The following is a 16,495-nucleotide window of genomic DNA, read 5'->3' as shown; positions in this document are numbered from 1 at the left end:
TCCGCCGGAGGCTTAACTTCATTCAGCCGGGGTTTGAACCCATACTTGTAGAAGTGGAGGACTTCTGTACCTGTCGCAAGCTTTCACTACAAAAACATTTGCTGAATGAAGTTAAGCCGGAAAGGAACAGTCTCTTATTAAGCTTGGGCCAATTATTCATCCAGCCCCATCTTTTTCGATCCTTATCCAACCAAAAGTAGTCAGCAAGAACTGCCACAACTATAATGAAGGCAACCATTGCAGGACCCATCAGCATCCTCCTTATAGACATCCATTTATTTACATATACGTTTCTGTTGAAGTAAGGTTTCAAGATTCTTTTTTTGCGTAAAAGGATTTGTTTTCCCTCTACGGAAAAATAGCTGCCTCACTAGTATCGCCCTTTTCGAAATAGCGAATCGCCTATTTGGCATGTATAAAGCCTTTACGATCATTGTATTCCAATCCAAGCTTAAGCATGCTCTATTGAAGTTAACCTGGGAATTCTCGTTAGGGGCTCGTTGTGTAACTTTACTATAGCATATTCCAGTTAATCGACCCTAGATTAAATCCGGCTTAACGGTTATGGTTAAGCGGGATTTACGATATTTGCCGGTTCAATCTTTCGGACATTGTTGTAGGATATTTACCAGGATGCTTATTTTCATGCTTCAATTAAGCTTCTTGTTGTACGATGTATAGTAGTTTGCGCTTTTTCGTGCTTCAATCAAACCTTACTACAGAAGTTGCAATAAATTTTCGTTTTCCTGCAACTTTTTATGCCATTGATACGTGGATAGAATGAAAGGTGGGAAGTAATGGACCTTGAACAAATCTATACGCTTTATTTCAATGACTTATACCGCTACCTTTTTTCCTTAACCCGTAATCATTTTGAAACGGAGGATTTGGTACAGGATACTTTTACAAAGGCACACATCGTCTTGCTTGCTAGTGAAATTACCGAGATAAAGCCCTGGCTTTTTAAAGTAGCGTATTACACATTCATTGACCGATTTAGGAAGAAAAAAAGCTATGTCACAATGGATGAATTTTTTCAAGCTGATACCCATACACCAGAGGATATTTTAATCGAAAAAGATTCTTTCTTGGAGCTACTGGGCTATTTAGACCGTATTAAGCCGATGGAAAAACAGGCCATCCTGCTTTGCGATTTGCATGATTGCACGAATGAGCAGGCTGCAGGCATTTTAAATTTAAAACTCAATACGTTTAAAAGCCATTTGGCTCGGGGGCGTAAAAGGGTGCGAAAACTTTTGGAGGAGGATACGTAATGGATTCATATGAAAAGCTTATTGAAAAGGCGAAGCAGGCTGAGATGCCCCAACCTAGCGATGGCGCGAAAAAGCTGAAAAGGGCGATATTTTCCTCGAAATGGAAGCTGATTCTGACAACCTTAACGGTACTCCTGCTCATCGTTCCAACCTGCTATATGCTGACCTATATCTATTATGTGTTTGGGACTAAATCGACTACTTTAATGGACGTGGCTAGTAAGACACTTTACATCACTGAGCCCAACACCACTCTGGAGGAACTGGAATTCGATATGGATTTTTCCTTATTTTCTATGAATCTAGCCTTCGAGCAATACAAGCAGATTGGGGATGAATATTATCCAGCAAAGCACTATGATTTAAAGTTTGTGCTGAATAACCTTGTCAAAAGCGAGAGCGATTCCAAATTAGAGAAGGTTTATCCTACATACCCAACGCAGAATAATCAATGGTTAGCCCATCCGAAGAATAGTGTTGAATTTAACAGCGTGAAGGAGTGGCAGGTTCTATCCGGGCTGCCAGAGGAAACGGTTGTCGAGGCCTATCTCTCTTTAAAGGATTTGTATCCCGTTGATGAAGTCGTGAGTGAAATGAAACAACTAGACGTCACCTGGGCTGCTATTTATACCGGAACTGAGGAAAAAATGGTCAGTGCGGACGGGGACCTCATCTCTCCCATTGGCTACCCAGTCCAACCTGATCAAACCTATTGGTCGCCTTTCAGGGATTCCGACTCACATGAGGAGACTTTCCTTAAAATGCTAAAGGAAATCAAACCTTATGAGGATATCGCAATTAAAGTTTCTTCACATAAAAATCTCGAATTGTCCGAGCGGATTGATTTTATTGAAAAAAATGGCTATAAAACCTACGGTGTCGTTGTGACAGGTCCAAAGCTTGAGGTGGAGAAGCTACAGAATTCAGAAATGGTCCGTTATTTGAAGCTAGGTGAGGTGAAATTATGGAATTGGGCCCGATGAAGCAAAGGATTTTTCTATCGATTGGCTGGCTAAGCGTGATAATGGGACTCGTTTCCTTGGTGACTTTAAATATTTTCCTGTTGTGGAATTACGATATCCCGATCGTGGGTGATATCTTTTTTTGGATTTCCCTTACCCTGATTTCCGGAGTGGTTTCCATTTTTAACAAAAACAGCCGCTCCCTTGGCTTGTGGGGCTTAGGGATTGGCGTCTATTTAGGAGCCTTTGTTGTCGTTATGTTTGTGCTTGGTTGGGCGGTTACACCTTTCCCGTGATGTAAGGAAAGAAGCTGGATAAAGGGACGAGAAATCCCTTTATCCTCTGCTAAATCTTCTGTATACCGTCTTTTTTCCAATATAGCTAATCACCCATTCAATATCTCCACATACCCCTTTGTGCCGTCGATGCGGATTCGCTGGCCGTCCTGAATGAGTTTGGTGGCATTTTCTACTCCGACGACTCCAGGGAGGCCGTATTCTCGGGTGATGACTGCGCTGTGGGTGGTGAAGCCGCCTACTTCCGTCACCAGCCCGCTGATGGTGACAAAAAGCGGCGTCCAGCTTGGGTCGGTGAAGCGGGTGACCAGGATATCGCCCTTCTCCAGCTTTGCTTCCTCTACGGATAAAACAACTCGGGCACGACCCTCGACCACTCCCGTGGAAACGGGAATCCCCACGATGGCGCCCTCTGGAATATCTTTTCCCGCGTGGCTGGCGCTCGGAATATACCCATCGGAGGTCAGCACGCGCGGAGGGGTTAGTTTTTCAAAACGAGCATAGTCCTCTTTCCTTTGTTCCAGCTTCGAATAGTCGAGCTGCTGGGTTTTCACGACCTGTAGGAGCTCATCGAAATACAGATAGAAAAGGTCCTCGTTCTGTTTCAGAATCCCTTGCTCGACGAGCCTTGCCGCTTCCTTCATCAGGGCCTTCTTATACACCTGATAACGGCGGACGATATAATACTTTGGCTCTTCACGGTAACCGGCAAAATGGCGAAGCACGCTGATGCGCTTCATGACCTTTTTTGCCTTCTTATTCCCGCCATCAAGCCTGCTCAAGCGCTGCAGGAGCTCCTCCTCCTTCTGCTTTGCCGCGAGCTTCCCTGCCTCGAATTTCCTGCGATGCTCGCCTGGCTCTAGTACCGAAATATTGTTCAAGAGAACGGGAAACAGCTGGGTTGGTTTTTCCGCAAAACGGGCCTTCGTGATGTCGATTTCTCCTGGGCAGCGCATCCCGAATTTTCCCATGAACGTGCCGAAGGCCTCCCTGACCTCTTCGCCACCAGGGAGCATGGCCATTTTTTCAAAAAAGTCCTCCTCCCTCGGTTCAGTGGAAAGGTATGCTAGCACCTCTGGATACTCGCGAAGCACATCCGCGATATCCCCGAGAGCCAGCCCCATTTCCGTCGTAATATTATGGTCAAGTGATTTGGAAAGAGCGTCCGCTGCATTGGATTCACCTAGCCATTTTTCAAGCTGTTTATTTAAATAATTGTTGGCGAGAATCGCCGAGATAATCGCTCCGAGGAGGGTTGGGTTATAGGCCATCTCGAGCAAACGCTCGCGATCAGCCTCGATAAACTGTAAGGCCTGCACACCTGAGAGCTCGGAAAGCTGTTTATCTATGTCGGTTAGTTCTTTTTCAAAAGAGTCGAGAATGCCCTGCAAAATGGTTGGGTCATTTCGGCGATAGATTTTCACCGTTTCCTTCATCGATGCGGCGGTGAAAATGCCCCCTTTCACATTCCGTTTGCCCTTTGGCAGGGACTTCATGAATTCCTTGTCATCAATAAGCGTGTGAAGCGCCCCTTGAATGAAGGGGTCCTGCTGTCCCGTTGCTGCCAAGAGGCGGGTACGGCCCAGCTTAGACGAGAGGTCGTGCGTGATATCGGCGAAAAGCCTGCCGCCTGCCCGCTCCAATGACGTATCTGAAATCATCTCGAAAAAAGACATCCCGAGGGGCTTGATGGCAGCTGTCATCATCTGCGTATGCCCAATCGACATATAAACACGGGGCGTCTGCTGCCCTTTGGTATCCGGCAACGGAAACAGGGTCGTAATCGCACGGCTTTGTACCATATAAAATTCATTTTGCACGAAGCACCACTCAATATCCTGTGGCGAGCCAAAATGGGCCTCGATTTTCTTCCCGATTTCCGCCAGCTGCTTGATTTGGTTGTCGCTCAGAACCTGCTGACTGCTCTTTCCCCGTTTGACTTCCTGCGTTCCCCCGCCGGCAAGTGGTCTGATTTCCATTTCCAGCGTCCCGAGCTTTTTTTCCGAGATGATGCCATCTTGAACCTTATAGACATCCGGATTCACCAGGCCTGAAACGAGTGCCTCGCCAAGCCCGTAACCCGCATCAATTGTCAGGGTCCTTCGGTCAGAGGTCATCGGGTCGGCGGTAAACATAATCCCCGAGGCATCGGACAGGACCATTTTTTGCACGATAACAGACAGCAGGACCTTCCGATGGTCAAAGCCATTTTGGATTCGATAGGTAACGGCGCGATCTGTAAAAAGGGAGGCCCAGCACTTGATGACATGGCGAAGCACCTCTTTCTCCCCCAGGATATTTAAATACGTATCCTGCTGCCCGGCAAAGGAGGCGTGTGGTAAATCCTCCGCCGTCGCACTCGAGCGGATGGCAAACGTCTCATCCTCCCCCAATAAAACAAGCGCTTGTTTGATTGCCAGCTCCACAGCCTGGGACAGCTTAAGATTTTCGATGGTGGAACGAATGCTTTTACTTATCGCTGAAATTTGCTCCCTGTCCTCCGCTTTTAATACGCTTAGTTGCTCAAACAAATTCTCTAATTCGATATGATGCTCAATCGCTTTTCTGTAGGCTTCCGTTGTCACACAGAAGCCGTCCGGAATCTGTAATCCTTCTATTCTTGATAGCTCACCGAGATTTAGGCCTTTACCGCCAACCTCCATAAGCTTTGACTGATCTATTTCTGAAAAAGGTAAAATATAAGGCTTCATGTGTAAACCCCCATGTTGAAGTTTTGAAATATCAATTTGTTGATTTCATAATATAGCTGGAGGTTTGGGGTGTCAACAAGTTTTGAAATCTATATTATATAATTTCAAAACCGTGGTATGATAGGAGAAGGTGATGAAGATGAATGGTTATGAAAAACGAACCACTAAAAAGAAGGAGTCGATTATCGAGACGGCGCGTGAGCTATTTACCCAGAGGGGAATCACCGATGTCAGTATCAGTGAGATTGCGAAAAACGCAGGCGTTTCGCAGGTATCGATTTATAATTATTTTGGCGATAAGAATGCCCTGGCGAAAGAGGTGCTTCGCTCCTTTGTCGACGAGTATATGAAGAGCTATGAGGACATTTTGGCGCGTAAGCTTCCTTTTTCACAAAAGCTCAAGCTGATTTTAGAGCGGAAAAACGAGGCGATTCTTGAGGTAAGCGGCTCCTATATTAGCCAGCACGCCTGGGAGGACAAGGCTTTACAGCAGGTCTTTCAGGAGGTAGCCGATACGAAGGCGAAGGCCCTCTATATACAATTTATCGAGCTTGGAAAAAAGGAAGGCGCGATTGATCGTGAGATTCCCGACGAGGCGATTCTGGACTATTTCTTGGCGACCATTTCCATCCTGCAGGAGTCCGATTTTCTTCAGTCGAGTCCTGAATATAAGAAGGGAATTTTGAAGCTGACCTTGTATGGAATTTTGGGGAAGGAAGCCGGGGGTTTCGAATAGCTTTCTTTGTGCAAAAAGCCCTTGAGGACTGAGTTTAATTGGTCTTAAGGGCTTTTGGTTTGCGTGAAACTCTCTAGCTGGGAAAATGCTGTCTGAAGCCCGTAACTAGTTGGGCTGAGTGTTGGTAATAGATGGTGCTTAACGGTTGCACAATCAGAACGTTTGTTCTATAATATATATATAGATTCATCTTAGATAGATGATTTTTTAAAGTTCTAATCATCCCACCTTCTGAAGTATGCCCACTTAATAGTAGAGCCAATGCATGTCCTTCTACACCTTGTTATTTGTCGTTATCTAAATCACGATCAAGAAATGATAGTATCTCCTCTTTACTGCCGTATTTTTTTTCAATCAATTGGCCCACTACAGACTTATTAATCCCAGTCTTGACGGCTGATGAAATCACAAGATACAAGACAAGTAAAAAAATTAACAGGAAAATGAAAATCAAATTCGCTCGTCGAATTTGCGTCCGGATTTTTATCGAGCTCGCTCGATAAACTACCTTTAAAAATCCGAGACATCCGCCGGAGGCTTAACTTCATTCAGCCAGGGTTTGAACCCTCACTGAATCGAAGAACCATTTGCATTCATCTCCCATTTATAGAAGTGGAGGACTTCTGCTGAATGAAGTTAGACGCCAGCACAAAACCTGGCATTCCTATATTAGATAACATATTTTTACCCCCTATTTGACTATTTATGAATCTCTTTCTAATGATAACCTATTTGTAGACTAAACATTTTGAAAATTAAGTGTCTATTATATGATACGTCTTGTGAGCATATGAGCAAATGACCTTTTGATGGTGTTGATTCTCTTTATAGCCGCTAGACTAACGAATAAATTATCACATTCCCACAAATTATAGGAATACTACCTAAAAGGAATGATGATATGTATTTACTCATCAACGCCCTCTATGTCATTGCAGGCTATCTATGGGGCGATTGGAGAAATTGGAAAACGTACTATCCGACGATTCTTTTCCTCATCCTCGGGGATTTTTTATATAATTTTCTACTCTACCAAAAGTCAATGTGGCTCTTTCATGACCTGATTCTGCCGAATCACACGTTGATTACTCTGTTAGCGATGGTGGTAACCTATTCTGTCACTGTCCTCATTTATCTTGGGCGTTTTCCGGAAAGCTGGATCAAACGGTCCATTTGGTTTGTGCTGTGGTCAGGAATTTATTTGGCTGCTGAGTACTTTAATTATAGGCTTGGATTTATCACGTACCACAATGGCTGGAATTTTTGGTGGTCTGTTATATTTACAGGCATTATCTTTATGATTTTACCGTTGCACCACAAACGCCCTCCAGTGGCCTGGCTACTTTCAATTATTATTGTGATTTCTTTACTAACCATTTTTGGGGTAAAAATGAGTGATTTTAAGTAGAAGTTTAACTTCATTCAGCATTCATCCTCCACTTCTACAAGTGGAGGATGAATGCAAATGGTCCTTCGATTCAGCAGAGTTTCAAACTCCTGCTGAATGAAGTTAAGCCTCCGGCGGATGTCACGGATTTTTATGGGTAATTTATCGAGCAAGCTCAGGTAATCCGGACGCAAATTCGGCGGGGCGAATTTGATCTTGGACTAAAAGGTAAATCTATTACTGAAAGTAGTTGACTTCAACATGATCTTTATCTTTATTTGTCTAATTGCGATGAATATCTTTGCGATTGTGATGCCGAAGAGGTTAACGAGGCTGGAAATCTACGCTACCTGCTTTTTTTCCATGGTATTTGGCAGAACAACGGACTCTATTTTAGATATATTACTCAACCTGTATGGTTTTTTTTCAGAAGGACTGCAATTTAGCGGACTCATTGCCCAATTTCTGATGTATCCAGCGGTCAACACGTTGTTTTTAAATTATTTCCCTTTTCATAAAGGCAATAAAGTAAAGCTGGTTTATATCCTTTGCTGGACCTTGTTTTCGGTCACCTTTGAATGGATATCCGTGCAAACTAGCTTTTTTTACTATACAACCTGGAAGCTCTGGTATTCCGCCATGCTTTATCCGATTATTTTTTACATTCTTTATCTGAACCTAAAGCTGGTTCGGAGGTTAACTGGTAAAGAATTAGGATAGCAAAGAAGGGTACGAATCAGGTGGTGAATTGTACCCTTCTTGGTGGACGCCAATTCCTATATTGATGGGGAATTTATTACACTGTTTTCGGGTTAGTTGTCTTTGTTTTTGTCTTTGTTTTTGTCTTTGTTTTTGTTTTTGTTTTTGTTTTTGTTTTTGTTTTTGTCTTTGTTTTTGTTTTTGTCTTTGTCCTTACTTTTATCTTTATCCTTATCTTTGTCTTTGTCTTTATCTTTGTCTTTATCCTTACTTCTGTCTTTATCCTTACTTCTGTCTTTGTCCTTACCTTTGCCTTTGTCTTTGCCTTTCTTTTCATCCTTTTTCTTGTCTTTTTCCAGCCCCATCTTCTTATCCTTCTTTTTGTCGTGTTCCTTTTCAGGATTCTCATCATGGTGATGATGATGTTTGTGTAGCATGAAATCACTCCTTTCTGACGGTCTCTATATCTTATTAGACTGTTCAGAAACGGTAAGGGCTCTTTAGAGGAAAATTGGAATTAATTTGGTAATGCGCTAACGCAGAATCATTGAATAAGATGTTGACTCTTACGTTACGTAAGAGTGTAATATTGAAAAGGTAAATTTATTTATACGGAGGCATGAGTCTATCATGGTCGACAATAACACAATGATGAAAGATAGAAAATGTATGGAATGTGGGGCGAAGGAAACAGATGGATTTTCCTGCTACGAGATGTTTCAATTTCCTCTGGTTTGGGAGCATAATGACCCAGAATTATATGCTTTACATTTTTGGCTTGTTTCTTGTTATATGATTCAACATCCCTCTAACTATACTAAAGAAGGGTATCAACTCATGGTGAATTTGTTCACTGAAGCGTATGATCATGAGTGGCCAACGGATTATATTCTTAGAAAGAATCGAGAACTCCTTGTAAAAATAGATAAAATCACCAATCCCCTACCCAATAACAAAAGAAAACGTATCTATAAAAATTGGTCGATGACAATTGAAGATATCTATATAAGTGGAGAGGAAAATGCGATAAGCAAAATAAAAAGATGGAAGGAGCAGGTTAGAACGGAATTAGAATCTTAATCTAGTGTGCTTTTCAACTACAGAGTCCGTTGTACGCTAAGATAATACAAAAAAAGACTTAGATGTGAAATCACTCTAAGCCTTTATGCCTATCATCAACCACACACCTAAAGACGTGGGCTTGTATAGCCCTATATGTCCAGACTAAGCGACGCGAGTCGGTGTGGCAAACCGAACAAGCCTCTTCAACCTATTAATAAAAAAGGGAGACTTTGAACAGGTCAATGAATAGATTTAAGCTCGTGGTAGCCATCTAGCTTCAGCTACCTTGAGGACTCCGCCAGCTTTGTTAAATAGTATTGCTCCTCCCTATACATATGGTCAGCCATCGAGGGAGTAAAGGTACTAAGCACCTCTGCGCTTAATTCCATTTCCTCTAATTCTTTTAAAAAGGTCATAAATAATTTCATTTCCACCTCAACGTTCTCTGTGAATCGATTCAGGGCAGGAAAGGATTGAATATTGGTGCGCAGATACCCGGTTAATTCCACCGCTTTTAGATAAAATTGCTCGAAGTGCTTGGTGAAGGCCTTGCTTTTTTTCTTCAGCCTTTTTTCCACTCCGTCCATCTGGTCATTGATGGCGTTCGCATGGCCGGCTGCGTCAACCAGCCACACTAAATGATGGTGAAGCTCATGAAAAACCGGTGGTGCTTTTCCTTCTTTTAAATAGCCTAGGACACACTGGTATTCTTCAAGCTCGTTGACCATGTGGTTGATGAAGGTGGGCGTAAGGTGGATCCCCATTTGACCTTTTAGATGCCTGGCAATGATGGAAAGCTTGAAGGTCTTCAGCGGTTTAACAGCACTCTCCACTGTCAAAGCAAAGGCTACGGCATTCCCCTCATTCAACTGATTCACCTGGGCTAGGAGCTGATCAAATTGCTGGATAAAATGAAGTGCCTTTGCGATATCCTCCTTTTGTGAAGGGTACAGCGAATCATGAATAAATCGCGAGTGGTCTCCCAGCACCCGGAGCCAAAATTGATGCTCAAATACGGCAGCGTCTACATAATTACTCAAATGAAACTCCAACTCCTTTTTGATGACTTCGTATCAATTTATTCGAGAGTGGACGGATTTAGTCGTCATTTTTGTTGGAGGAGAAAGGGTGTTGTTTAGACAAGGCTTCATGACAACCTATCATCTATGGTTTTTAGCGAAACTGATACGATCATTAACTATTTTGGACTTATGGATGGTGGGTCGATTTTTTTGCTGTGATCAAATTCGCCCGTCGAATTTGCGTCCGGATTACCTGAGCTCGTTCGATAAATTACCCCTAAAAAAATCCGTGACATCCGCCGGAGGCTTAACTTCATTCAGCCGGGGTTTGAACCCCCACTGAATCGAAGTACAGTTTGCATTCATCCCCCACTTGTAGAAGTGGAGGACTTCTGTACCTGTCGCAAGCTTTCGGTACAAAAAGCATTTGCTGAATGAAGTTAAAAGTACAATGTTTACTTTTTAAGCAGATTGATTGTAGTGGAAGGCATGCAGACCTCCGCGGGAGAGAAACGAGGCTGTCGAGACCCCGCAGCCTGAGTCAACTCGGCGGTCGCCTGCAGGAAAGCGAAGTGCCTGGAACGAAAATCAACATTCATGGTTAATAGAACTATTTTATAAAAGAGATTTTAAATCGAGGGTTGAAGTATCTTTTTTTTAAAAAATCTACCTCCGATAAAGTCCGTATCTAAATTATCGAGTGAATCATGATTATTAAGGCTATTATGTAGTTGTGAAGGAGGGAAATGAATGTTACAGGAATTCAATCAGTTGATGGATTATATTGAGGTGCATTTGACGGAAGAAATCTCCGGGAAGAATATTTCAAGGATTGTCGGCGTATCTGATTATCATTTTAAAAGAATGTTCTCGTATATGGCGGGCATGACGTTGAATGAGTATATCAAAAATAGACGATTATCACAGGCAAATGTTGAGTTAATCCATGGTGCAAAGGTGACAGACATTGCCTATAAATATGGCTATCAATCAATAGAAGGATTTTCGCGGGCCTTTCGGGAATGGAGTGGTTTTTTACCATCCGAGGTAGCTAAAAACAAAATCCAAAAATCATTTCCCAAGTTTACATTTTTTATCGATATAAGAGGAGGAATATCTATGGAATTCAAAGTTGAGAAAAAAGAGAAGTTTAATATAGTGGGTGTTTCAAAAAGAGTACCAATCCAATTCGAGGGTGTAAATAATGCGATCCTCGAGCTTGCCCAGACGATTACTGAGCAGCAGAGAAAGGAAATGCATCAATTAGCTGACTTATATCCTCAGCAGGTATTGAATGTATCCTATGATTTTGACGAAGGGTACCTGGAGGAAAAGGGAAACTTAACGCATATGATTGGCTTTGCCACAACCAAAGACAATCCATTCGATGATTTGGAGCAGATTACTATTGACGAAAGCTTATGGGCGATTTTCCCAAATCAAGGCCCATTCCCTTCTACGATGCAAGAAACAACAGCAAAAATCTATTCCGAATGGCTGCCATCGTCCGACTATGAACTAGTCAATTTACCAGGCATTTCCTTTACAAAGCATACCGGGACATATGAAAATGTCTATAGCGAAATTTGGGTAGCCGTAAAGGAAAAAGGCAGCAAATAAATAATGGGATCATGAATCTATTTCAAACAGGAGCATTCCGCAACAAAAATAATATTCTCTATAATCAATTAGACCAGTCACGAGATATGACTGGTCTAATTAACGTTCAACAAGCTTTAAATCAAGATATGCTTTAACGCATTACCCTATTGGGGGACAGTCCCCCAATGCTTTAACGCAGTGCTCTAATGGGGGACTGTCCCCCATCGCTTTAATGCTTCATTGTGTTATGAATTCTTTTAAGGGTTGGGCTAGGTTTTGGATGTCTTGGGTTCCTTGTTGGTAGAGCGCGGTTAGTTTTCTCTTGTTTTTTTCGACGCGGCCGACGGTTAGTTTTTCGGATGGGCACACGACTAGGACATTTCCTTTTTTCTCTTCGTCAAATATATATTGCAGGGTTTCGTTGTATACCTTGTGACGGTTTTCTAAGGCCTGCACCAAGCCTGGGTATTCCTGATATTTTTTGCGAATATAGCCGCTGAACGATTGAGGCTTTTTATAATAACCTCGGTTTCTTGTGAGAACTATGACATTTCTCTGATTTCCATCTTTTATGGACTGCTTGATTGGAATGGGGTCTGCAATTCCGCCGTCCATCAAGACACGTTCTTCAAAGGGAACGACTGGGGCAAAGACCGGTAGGGAGCTTGATGCCCGCAGCAGCGTGAGCATGTCCTTTGCATAAGCTGACTTTTTATAAAAAACCGGCTCGCCCGTAATGCAATCGGTTGTTCCGACGACAAACTCCTCCTCCGCCTCATTAAAGGTTTGATAGTCAAACGGGACCAATTGATTAGGTACCTTATCAAACAGAAAATCCATTCCAAACAGCTGTCCATTTTTAACCAAATTCCTTAGTGATAGATATTCAGGATGATTGACCAGGTCAATATTCACCTGTTTATTTCGCTCAGCCTGACGGGAAATATATGAACATCCATTGCAGGCCCCGGCCGATACACCAATGGTATACGGAAAATATATATTTTCTTTCATCAGATAGCGAAGAACCCCGGCTGTGTAAACGCCTCTGCTGCCTCCGCCTTCTAAAATTAAACCTATATTTTGCATATGATCTCCTTTTGCCGCCACTCAGGATGATTAGTGGCCAATTAGTTCTTCTCAACATGTTCTACCATAATGGGGGACTACTAGGGGACAGTCCCCCAGTCCTTTAACGCATTACTCTGTTGGGGGACTGTCCCCCAATGCTTTAACGCAATGCTCTGCTGGGGGACTGTCCCCCAGCGCTTTAATGTATTAGTGTGTTCTTCTCAGCATGTTCTGGTTTCTAATATTGTATCATTTTTGCGTTGAGGTCGCTTCAATGTGTTTCTGGGGATGTCCGATTGGAATTTAACATAAATAACTTTTTTTAGGATAAAATAACCGCATACATACTGAAAAATGTGGTGATTGCTTGAGCAGGAAATCTGAAGTATTTTTATTGAGAGCTTTATTTATTTTTGGATTTATACTTTTCGTCCCGCTTGTCAGGAGAAAACCCGTAAAGGATATGAATGAATGGTTACTTGTCTTTTTCATAAAAAGCTACATTTCTACCTTTGTCGATACGATTTTGAATAAAAAAGGCTATGTGAGATATCCAGTGAATTTAGTCCATCATTTCAATACGAGCGTGTTATTTAATTATCTCTTATTTCCAATAGCCTGTGTGTACTATAATCAATTGACCAAGCACTCAAGCTTAGTGGGCATCCTTATCAAGGTTTTTTTCATCAGCTTTCCAATGAGCATCATTGAGGATTGGCTTGAAAAAAATACCCAATTGGTGAAATACAGCCGTGGATGGAGCTCAAAAGTAAGCTTCTATACCCTTACACTGACTTTTTGGCTTGTTAGAGGACTCATGGCACTTATACGCCGTGTCAATAAAGAGGGTGCTGTTGAAAATAGCCTTTCATAGCTCTTTGTTTGGGATGAAGTTACTGGATATGATAGACCTACATCAATAAGTATCCTGATGAAAACCCTGGGGAGTGTCCACTTTAAGCAGAGACTATCCATACGCGGTGCCTGACACCATATCAGACACCAACGACCAAGCGATATGACACCAGCGATGACACAGCATTTGTACGGCATTTCTACTTGGGTAGGAATGCTTTTTCTTTTTTCCTCTTTAAAGCTGCAATAATTCGGCTAATTTTTCAAATTGAGTATAAAACGGAGGAATATTTTATAGTAAAATAATACTAATGATTTTACTAACTGTTTTTATACTGTTATTTGTTCTTGGTTTATGCCATACAAAAGGGGATATATATGAGGAATTTAACGGCACGCAGCAGGGCGATCGCGTTTTCCACTTTTTTATTAATTGTCAATATCATCCTAAATTTTCTATATTGGAAAAATGAATGGATGCTCTTATTCATTTCGGATTTTTTCCAAACGATTATCCCGCTTATCTCTTCTTATTGGTTGTATCAGCGGTATTCAATTGAAAAGAGCAGTGACCGGAGGTTTTGGTTATTTCTTGCTCTTGCTACGCTTAGCTTTGCTGTTGCTATGCTTATTTGGAGCTGTTACGAGATTATTTTACATATCATCGACCCGTTCCCAACTATCGCTGATATTTTCTGGAACCTGATGAATGTGTTATTGTTCACGGCCTTTATGTATCTAATTATCCAGAACCGTAAAACCTTACGCGTCAATCATATCCTTTATGATGCAAGTATCATATTTGTAGTAGCGTTCTTCTCGAGCTGGGAGTTTTTGTTCCTACCGCTTCTAAACGATTCGCTTAACCCTGAGATATTAGATAAGCTGATGGGTATTAGTTATCCGATTGGTGATTTAATCGTCCTTTTCGGACTTCTATGCTTATATTATACCGGTCGAACGAAATATCAGCCGCAGGTGTTTTGGTTTATTTCCTTAGGTATATTCCATTTTCTACTGGCCGACACGGTGTATTTATCACTGATCACGAATGGCAGCTATTACACTGGACATCCAGTTGAGCTCCTGTGGGCCGTCGGGTTGCTATTGGTGGGGCTCTCGAGCTTTTTCGGTACAGGTAAGGCGCTTCTGCCCATGCCGGGTCCACAAAGGATAGGAAAAACCACTAGCTGGGGCGCCTATGCCCTGTCACCGCGTTTGGTGATGCCGTATTTTGGTGTACTTCTGCTGTTTCTTTTGACTGTTTTTCAGGAAAAGGGCTTTAACAGCATGACGATTGGCTCCATTATTGCCATTGTGCTGATTCTTTGTCGGCAGATTTACACGTTGGCCGAGAACAGAAGGCTGCTTGGACAGCTGACTGAGTTGAACAAGGATCTGGAGCAGAGTGTCCATGACCGTACGGTTGCGCTGCGAAACAAGAATTTGCAGCTGAAAAAATCGATTCAACAGGCTGAGTATTTAGCCTATCATGATTATTTAACCGGTCTGCCGAATTTCCGTTATTTTTACAAGCAGCTGAATGACACTCTCGAGGAGGCGAAGCAAAAAGAGGAGCAGGTGGCGATTCTCTTTCTCGATTTAGATCGTTTTAAGCTGATTAATGATTCCTTCGGTCACTCTGTCGGTGATTTGCTACTGCGGCAAACGGCTGCCAGACTTCGCACCTGCGTTGGGGATTCTGGTATTTTGTGCAGGCAGGGCGGGGATGAATTTCTCCTTTTTGTCCCGAATACTAGTCAGAATAAAGCGGCCAAGCTGGCAAAGGACCTGCTTGAATCGCTGCAACAGGTGACAAAAATTCAAGATCAAGAGCTGATTGTGACTTCTAGTATTGGTGTCAGTCTGTTTCCTGACCACGGCGAGGAGGCCGACCTCTTGATTCAACGGGCCGATACTGCGATGTATTCAGCGAAAAAGGCGCTGCGGAACCGCTTTGCAGTCTATCATTCCTCCCTGACGGCGGGAACGGCTGCCATGCTGCATTTGGAAAGAGACCTTCGCTTTGCAGTCGAAAGGCAGGAATTTTTCCTTGTCTATCAGCCGTTTGTTCAAATCGAGACAGGTCAGATTACCGGGGTGGAGGCCTTGGTGAGGTGGAAGCATCCTTCGAAGGGGATTATTTCTCCGCAGCAATTTATTCCGGTTGCCGAGGAGACCGGCCTTATTATTCCGATGGGAGTATGGATTCTCGAGACATCCTGCCGGCAATGGCGGACTTGGAAGGAACAAGGCCTCCCACCGTTGACAATGGCGGTAAATGTTTCGATTAATCAGTTCATGGATGAGCAATACCTGACCCACGTTCGGCGGATTATCGACGAAACGGGAATGGATCCCAACTATCTGGAGCTGGAGATTACCGAAAATATTCCGTTTGCCAGTAGCTACGCTTCCCATGTGGTTCAGGAGCTGTTTGATATGGGAGTCCGGCTCAGCATTGATGACTTTGGGACAGGCTACAGCTCGCTGCAATATTTGAAAAAGCTGCCGATTCATACACTCAAAATTGACCAATCCTTTATCCAGGAACTGCCCCACAGCAGCAGTGATGCCTCCATCGTGCAAACCATTCTCTCCATGGCCAAGCACATGCATCTGCAGGTCATTGCCGAAGGCGTCGAAACCATGGAACAGCTGGCATTTCTGCAGCAGCATCACTGTCATGCCGCCCAAGGGTATTACTTTAGCAAACCCTTAGCCCTGATGGAAATAGAAGAACTATTAACAAGAAGTCAGGCTGTATGCATATAATCTATATGAATAAATACCCCAAGAAAAACCCGCCAATGGCGGG

The 16,495-nt window shown here is 42.9% G+C and carries 15 protein-coding genes; 10 read left to right on the top strand and 5 right to left on the bottom strand.

Annotation, left to right across the window (positions count from 1 at the left end; all coding sequences use genetic code 11):
* Positions 1 to 22 precede the first annotated feature (22 nt).
* Entirely contained in the window at positions 23 to 250 is a 228-nt protein-coding gene (locus BQ5321_RS04185; protein WP_071393346.1) for a hypothetical protein, read from the bottom strand.
* A 547-nt stretch (positions 251 to 797) separates the two neighbouring features.
* On the opposite strand from BQ5321_RS04185, the gene BQ5321_RS04180 reads away from it, so the two are divergent.
* The 3 genes from BQ5321_RS04180 to BQ5321_RS04170 are packed head-to-tail and all read left to right on the top strand — an operon-like array spanning position 798 to position 2,532.
* Complete coding sequence (locus BQ5321_RS04180; protein ID WP_071393345.1) at positions 798 to 1,274, top strand: sigma-70 family RNA polymerase sigma factor; 477 nt, start codon at positions 798 to 800, stop codon at positions 1,272 to 1,274.
* Entirely contained in the window at positions 1,274 to 2,257 is a 984-nt protein-coding gene (locus tag BQ5321_RS04175; RefSeq protein ID WP_071393344.1) for an anti-sigma factor C-terminal domain-containing protein, read from the top strand. The genes BQ5321_RS04180 and BQ5321_RS04175 overlap by 1 nt, the downstream gene beginning before the upstream one ends.
* Positions 2,239 to 2,532: a hypothetical protein gene (locus tag BQ5321_RS04170; protein ID WP_071393343.1), complete on the top strand. Its 294-nt coding sequence runs from the start codon at positions 2,239 to 2,241 to the stop codon at positions 2,530 to 2,532. The genes BQ5321_RS04175 and BQ5321_RS04170 overlap by 19 nt, the downstream gene beginning before the upstream one ends.
* An 89-nt stretch (positions 2,533 to 2,621) precedes the next feature.
* On the opposite strand, the gene rph is transcribed toward BQ5321_RS04170, so the two are convergent.
* On the bottom strand, positions 2,622 to 5,243 hold the full coding sequence (gene rph, locus BQ5321_RS04165; protein ID WP_071393342.1) for a rifamycin-inactivating phosphotransferase: 2,622 nt from the start codon (positions 5,241 to 5,243) through the stop codon (positions 2,622 to 2,624).
* A 133-nt stretch (positions 5,244 to 5,376) separates the two neighbouring features.
* Between rph and BQ5321_RS04160 the strand changes: the two genes are divergently transcribed.
* From BQ5321_RS04160 to BQ5321_RS04150, 3 genes are all read left to right on the top strand, one after another.
* Positions 5,377 to 5,979: a TetR/AcrR family transcriptional regulator gene (locus BQ5321_RS04160; protein WP_071393341.1), complete on the top strand. Its 603-nt coding sequence runs from the start codon at positions 5,377 to 5,379 to the stop codon at positions 5,977 to 5,979.
* 901 nt (positions 5,980 to 6,880) lie between these two features.
* On the top strand, positions 6,881 to 7,387 hold the full coding sequence (locus BQ5321_RS04155; RefSeq protein WP_071393340.1) for a CBO0543 family protein: 507 nt from the start codon (positions 6,881 to 6,883) through the stop codon (positions 7,385 to 7,387).
* A 240-nt stretch (positions 7,388 to 7,627) separates the two neighbouring features.
* Positions 7,628 to 8,086 carry a CBO0543 family protein gene (locus tag BQ5321_RS04150; protein ID WP_071393339.1) on the top strand — a complete coding sequence of 153 codons (459 nt, stop codon included), beginning with the start codon at positions 7,628 to 7,630 and terminating at the stop codon, positions 8,084 to 8,086.
* Positions 8,087 to 8,178: 92 nt separating this feature from the next.
* On the opposite strand, the gene BQ5321_RS24360 is transcribed toward BQ5321_RS04150, so the two are convergent.
* Entirely contained in the window at positions 8,179 to 8,502 is a 324-nt protein-coding gene (locus tag BQ5321_RS24360; RefSeq protein WP_071393338.1) for a hypothetical protein, read from the bottom strand.
* 193 nt (positions 8,503 to 8,695) lie between these two features.
* Here BQ5321_RS24360 and BQ5321_RS04140 point away from each other — a divergent pair, with 193 nt between their 5' ends.
* Positions 8,696 to 9,145 carry a DUF5946 family protein gene (locus BQ5321_RS04140; protein WP_071393337.1) on the top strand — a complete coding sequence of 150 codons (450 nt, stop codon included), beginning with the start codon at positions 8,696 to 8,698 and terminating at the stop codon, positions 9,143 to 9,145.
* Between the two features lie 263 nt (positions 9,146 to 9,408).
* On the opposite strand, the gene BQ5321_RS04135 is transcribed toward BQ5321_RS04140, so the two are convergent.
* Positions 9,409 to 10,167, bottom strand: coding sequence for a DUF2935 domain-containing protein (locus BQ5321_RS04135; protein ID WP_071393336.1), 759 nt, complete (start codon positions 10,165 to 10,167; stop codon positions 9,409 to 9,411).
* 732 nt (positions 10,168 to 10,899) lie between these two features.
* On the opposite strand from BQ5321_RS04135, the gene BQ5321_RS04130 reads away from it, so the two are divergent.
* Positions 10,900 to 11,769 carry an AraC family transcriptional regulator gene (locus BQ5321_RS04130; protein WP_071393335.1) on the top strand — a complete coding sequence of 290 codons (870 nt, stop codon included), beginning with the start codon at positions 10,900 to 10,902 and terminating at the stop codon, positions 11,767 to 11,769.
* 219 nt (positions 11,770 to 11,988) lie between these two features.
* Here the strand turns inward: BQ5321_RS04130 and BQ5321_RS04125 are convergent, their stop codons facing one another.
* A complete protein-coding gene (locus BQ5321_RS04125; protein ID WP_071393334.1) occupies positions 11,989 to 12,840 on the bottom strand; it encodes a patatin-like phospholipase family protein in 852 nt (283 codons plus the stop codon).
* Positions 12,841 to 13,189: 349 nt separating this feature from the next.
* Between BQ5321_RS04125 and BQ5321_RS04120 the strand changes: the two genes are divergently transcribed.
* Positions 13,190 to 13,696, top strand: a complete 507-nt coding sequence (locus BQ5321_RS04120; RefSeq protein ID WP_071393333.1) for a CBO0543 family protein — start codon at positions 13,190 to 13,192, stop codon at positions 13,694 to 13,696.
* A 359-nt stretch (positions 13,697 to 14,055) separates the two neighbouring features.
* Positions 14,056 to 16,452: an EAL domain-containing protein gene (locus BQ5321_RS04115; RefSeq protein ID WP_071393332.1), complete on the top strand. Its 2,397-nt coding sequence runs from the start codon at positions 14,056 to 14,058 to the stop codon at positions 16,450 to 16,452.
* Positions 16,453 to 16,495: the final 43 nt, after the last annotated feature.

Source organism: Bacillus tuaregi (assembly GCF_900104575.1).
GTDB lineage: Bacteria > Bacillota > Bacilli > Bacillales > Cytobacillaceae > Bacillus_BD > Bacillus_BD tuaregi.
Note: the sequence above shows the minus strand (reverse complement) of the source record. Positions and strands in the feature narration are given on the sequence as shown.

Bases quoted from the DNA above. Each gene is read 5' to 3' on its own strand.
- BQ5321_RS04170 (WP_071393343.1), top strand. From the start codon at position 2,239: ATGGAATTGGGCCCGATGAAGCAAAGGATTTTTCTATCGATTGGCTGG.
- BQ5321_RS04115 (WP_071393332.1), top strand. From the start codon at position 14,056: ATGAGGAATTTAACGGCACGCAGCAGGGCGATCGCGTTTTCCACTTTT.
- BQ5321_RS04185 (WP_071393346.1), bottom strand. From the start codon at position 250: ATGGGTCCTGCAATGGTTGCCTTCATTATAGTTGTGGCAGTTCTTGCT.
- BQ5321_RS24360 (WP_071393338.1), bottom strand. From the start codon at position 8,502: ATGCTACACAAACATCATCATCACCATGATGAGAATCCTGAAAAGGAA.
- BQ5321_RS04140 (WP_071393337.1), top strand. From the start codon at position 8,696: ATGGTCGACAATAACACAATGATGAAAGATAGAAAATGTATGGAATGT.
- BQ5321_RS04130 (WP_071393335.1), top strand. From the start codon at position 10,900: ATGTTACAGGAATTCAATCAGTTGATGGATTATATTGAGGTGCATTTG.
- rph (WP_071393342.1), bottom strand. From the start codon at position 5,243: ATGAAGCCTTATATTTTACCTTTTTCAGAAATAGATCAGTCAAAGCTT.
- BQ5321_RS04175 (WP_071393344.1), top strand. From the start codon at position 1,274: ATGGATTCATATGAAAAGCTTATTGAAAAGGCGAAGCAGGCTGAGATG.
- BQ5321_RS04150 (WP_071393339.1), top strand. From the start codon at position 7,628: ATGATCTTTATCTTTATTTGTCTAATTGCGATGAATATCTTTGCGATT.
- BQ5321_RS04160 (WP_071393341.1), top strand. From the start codon at position 5,377: ATGAAGATGAATGGTTATGAAAAACGAACCACTAAAAAGAAGGAGTCG.
- BQ5321_RS04180 (WP_071393345.1), top strand. From the start codon at position 798: ATGGACCTTGAACAAATCTATACGCTTTATTTCAATGACTTATACCGC.
- BQ5321_RS04125 (WP_071393334.1), bottom strand. From the start codon at position 12,840: ATGCAAAATATAGGTTTAATTTTAGAAGGCGGAGGCAGCAGAGGCGTT.
- BQ5321_RS04155 (WP_071393340.1), top strand. From the start codon at position 6,881: ATGTATTTACTCATCAACGCCCTCTATGTCATTGCAGGCTATCTATGG.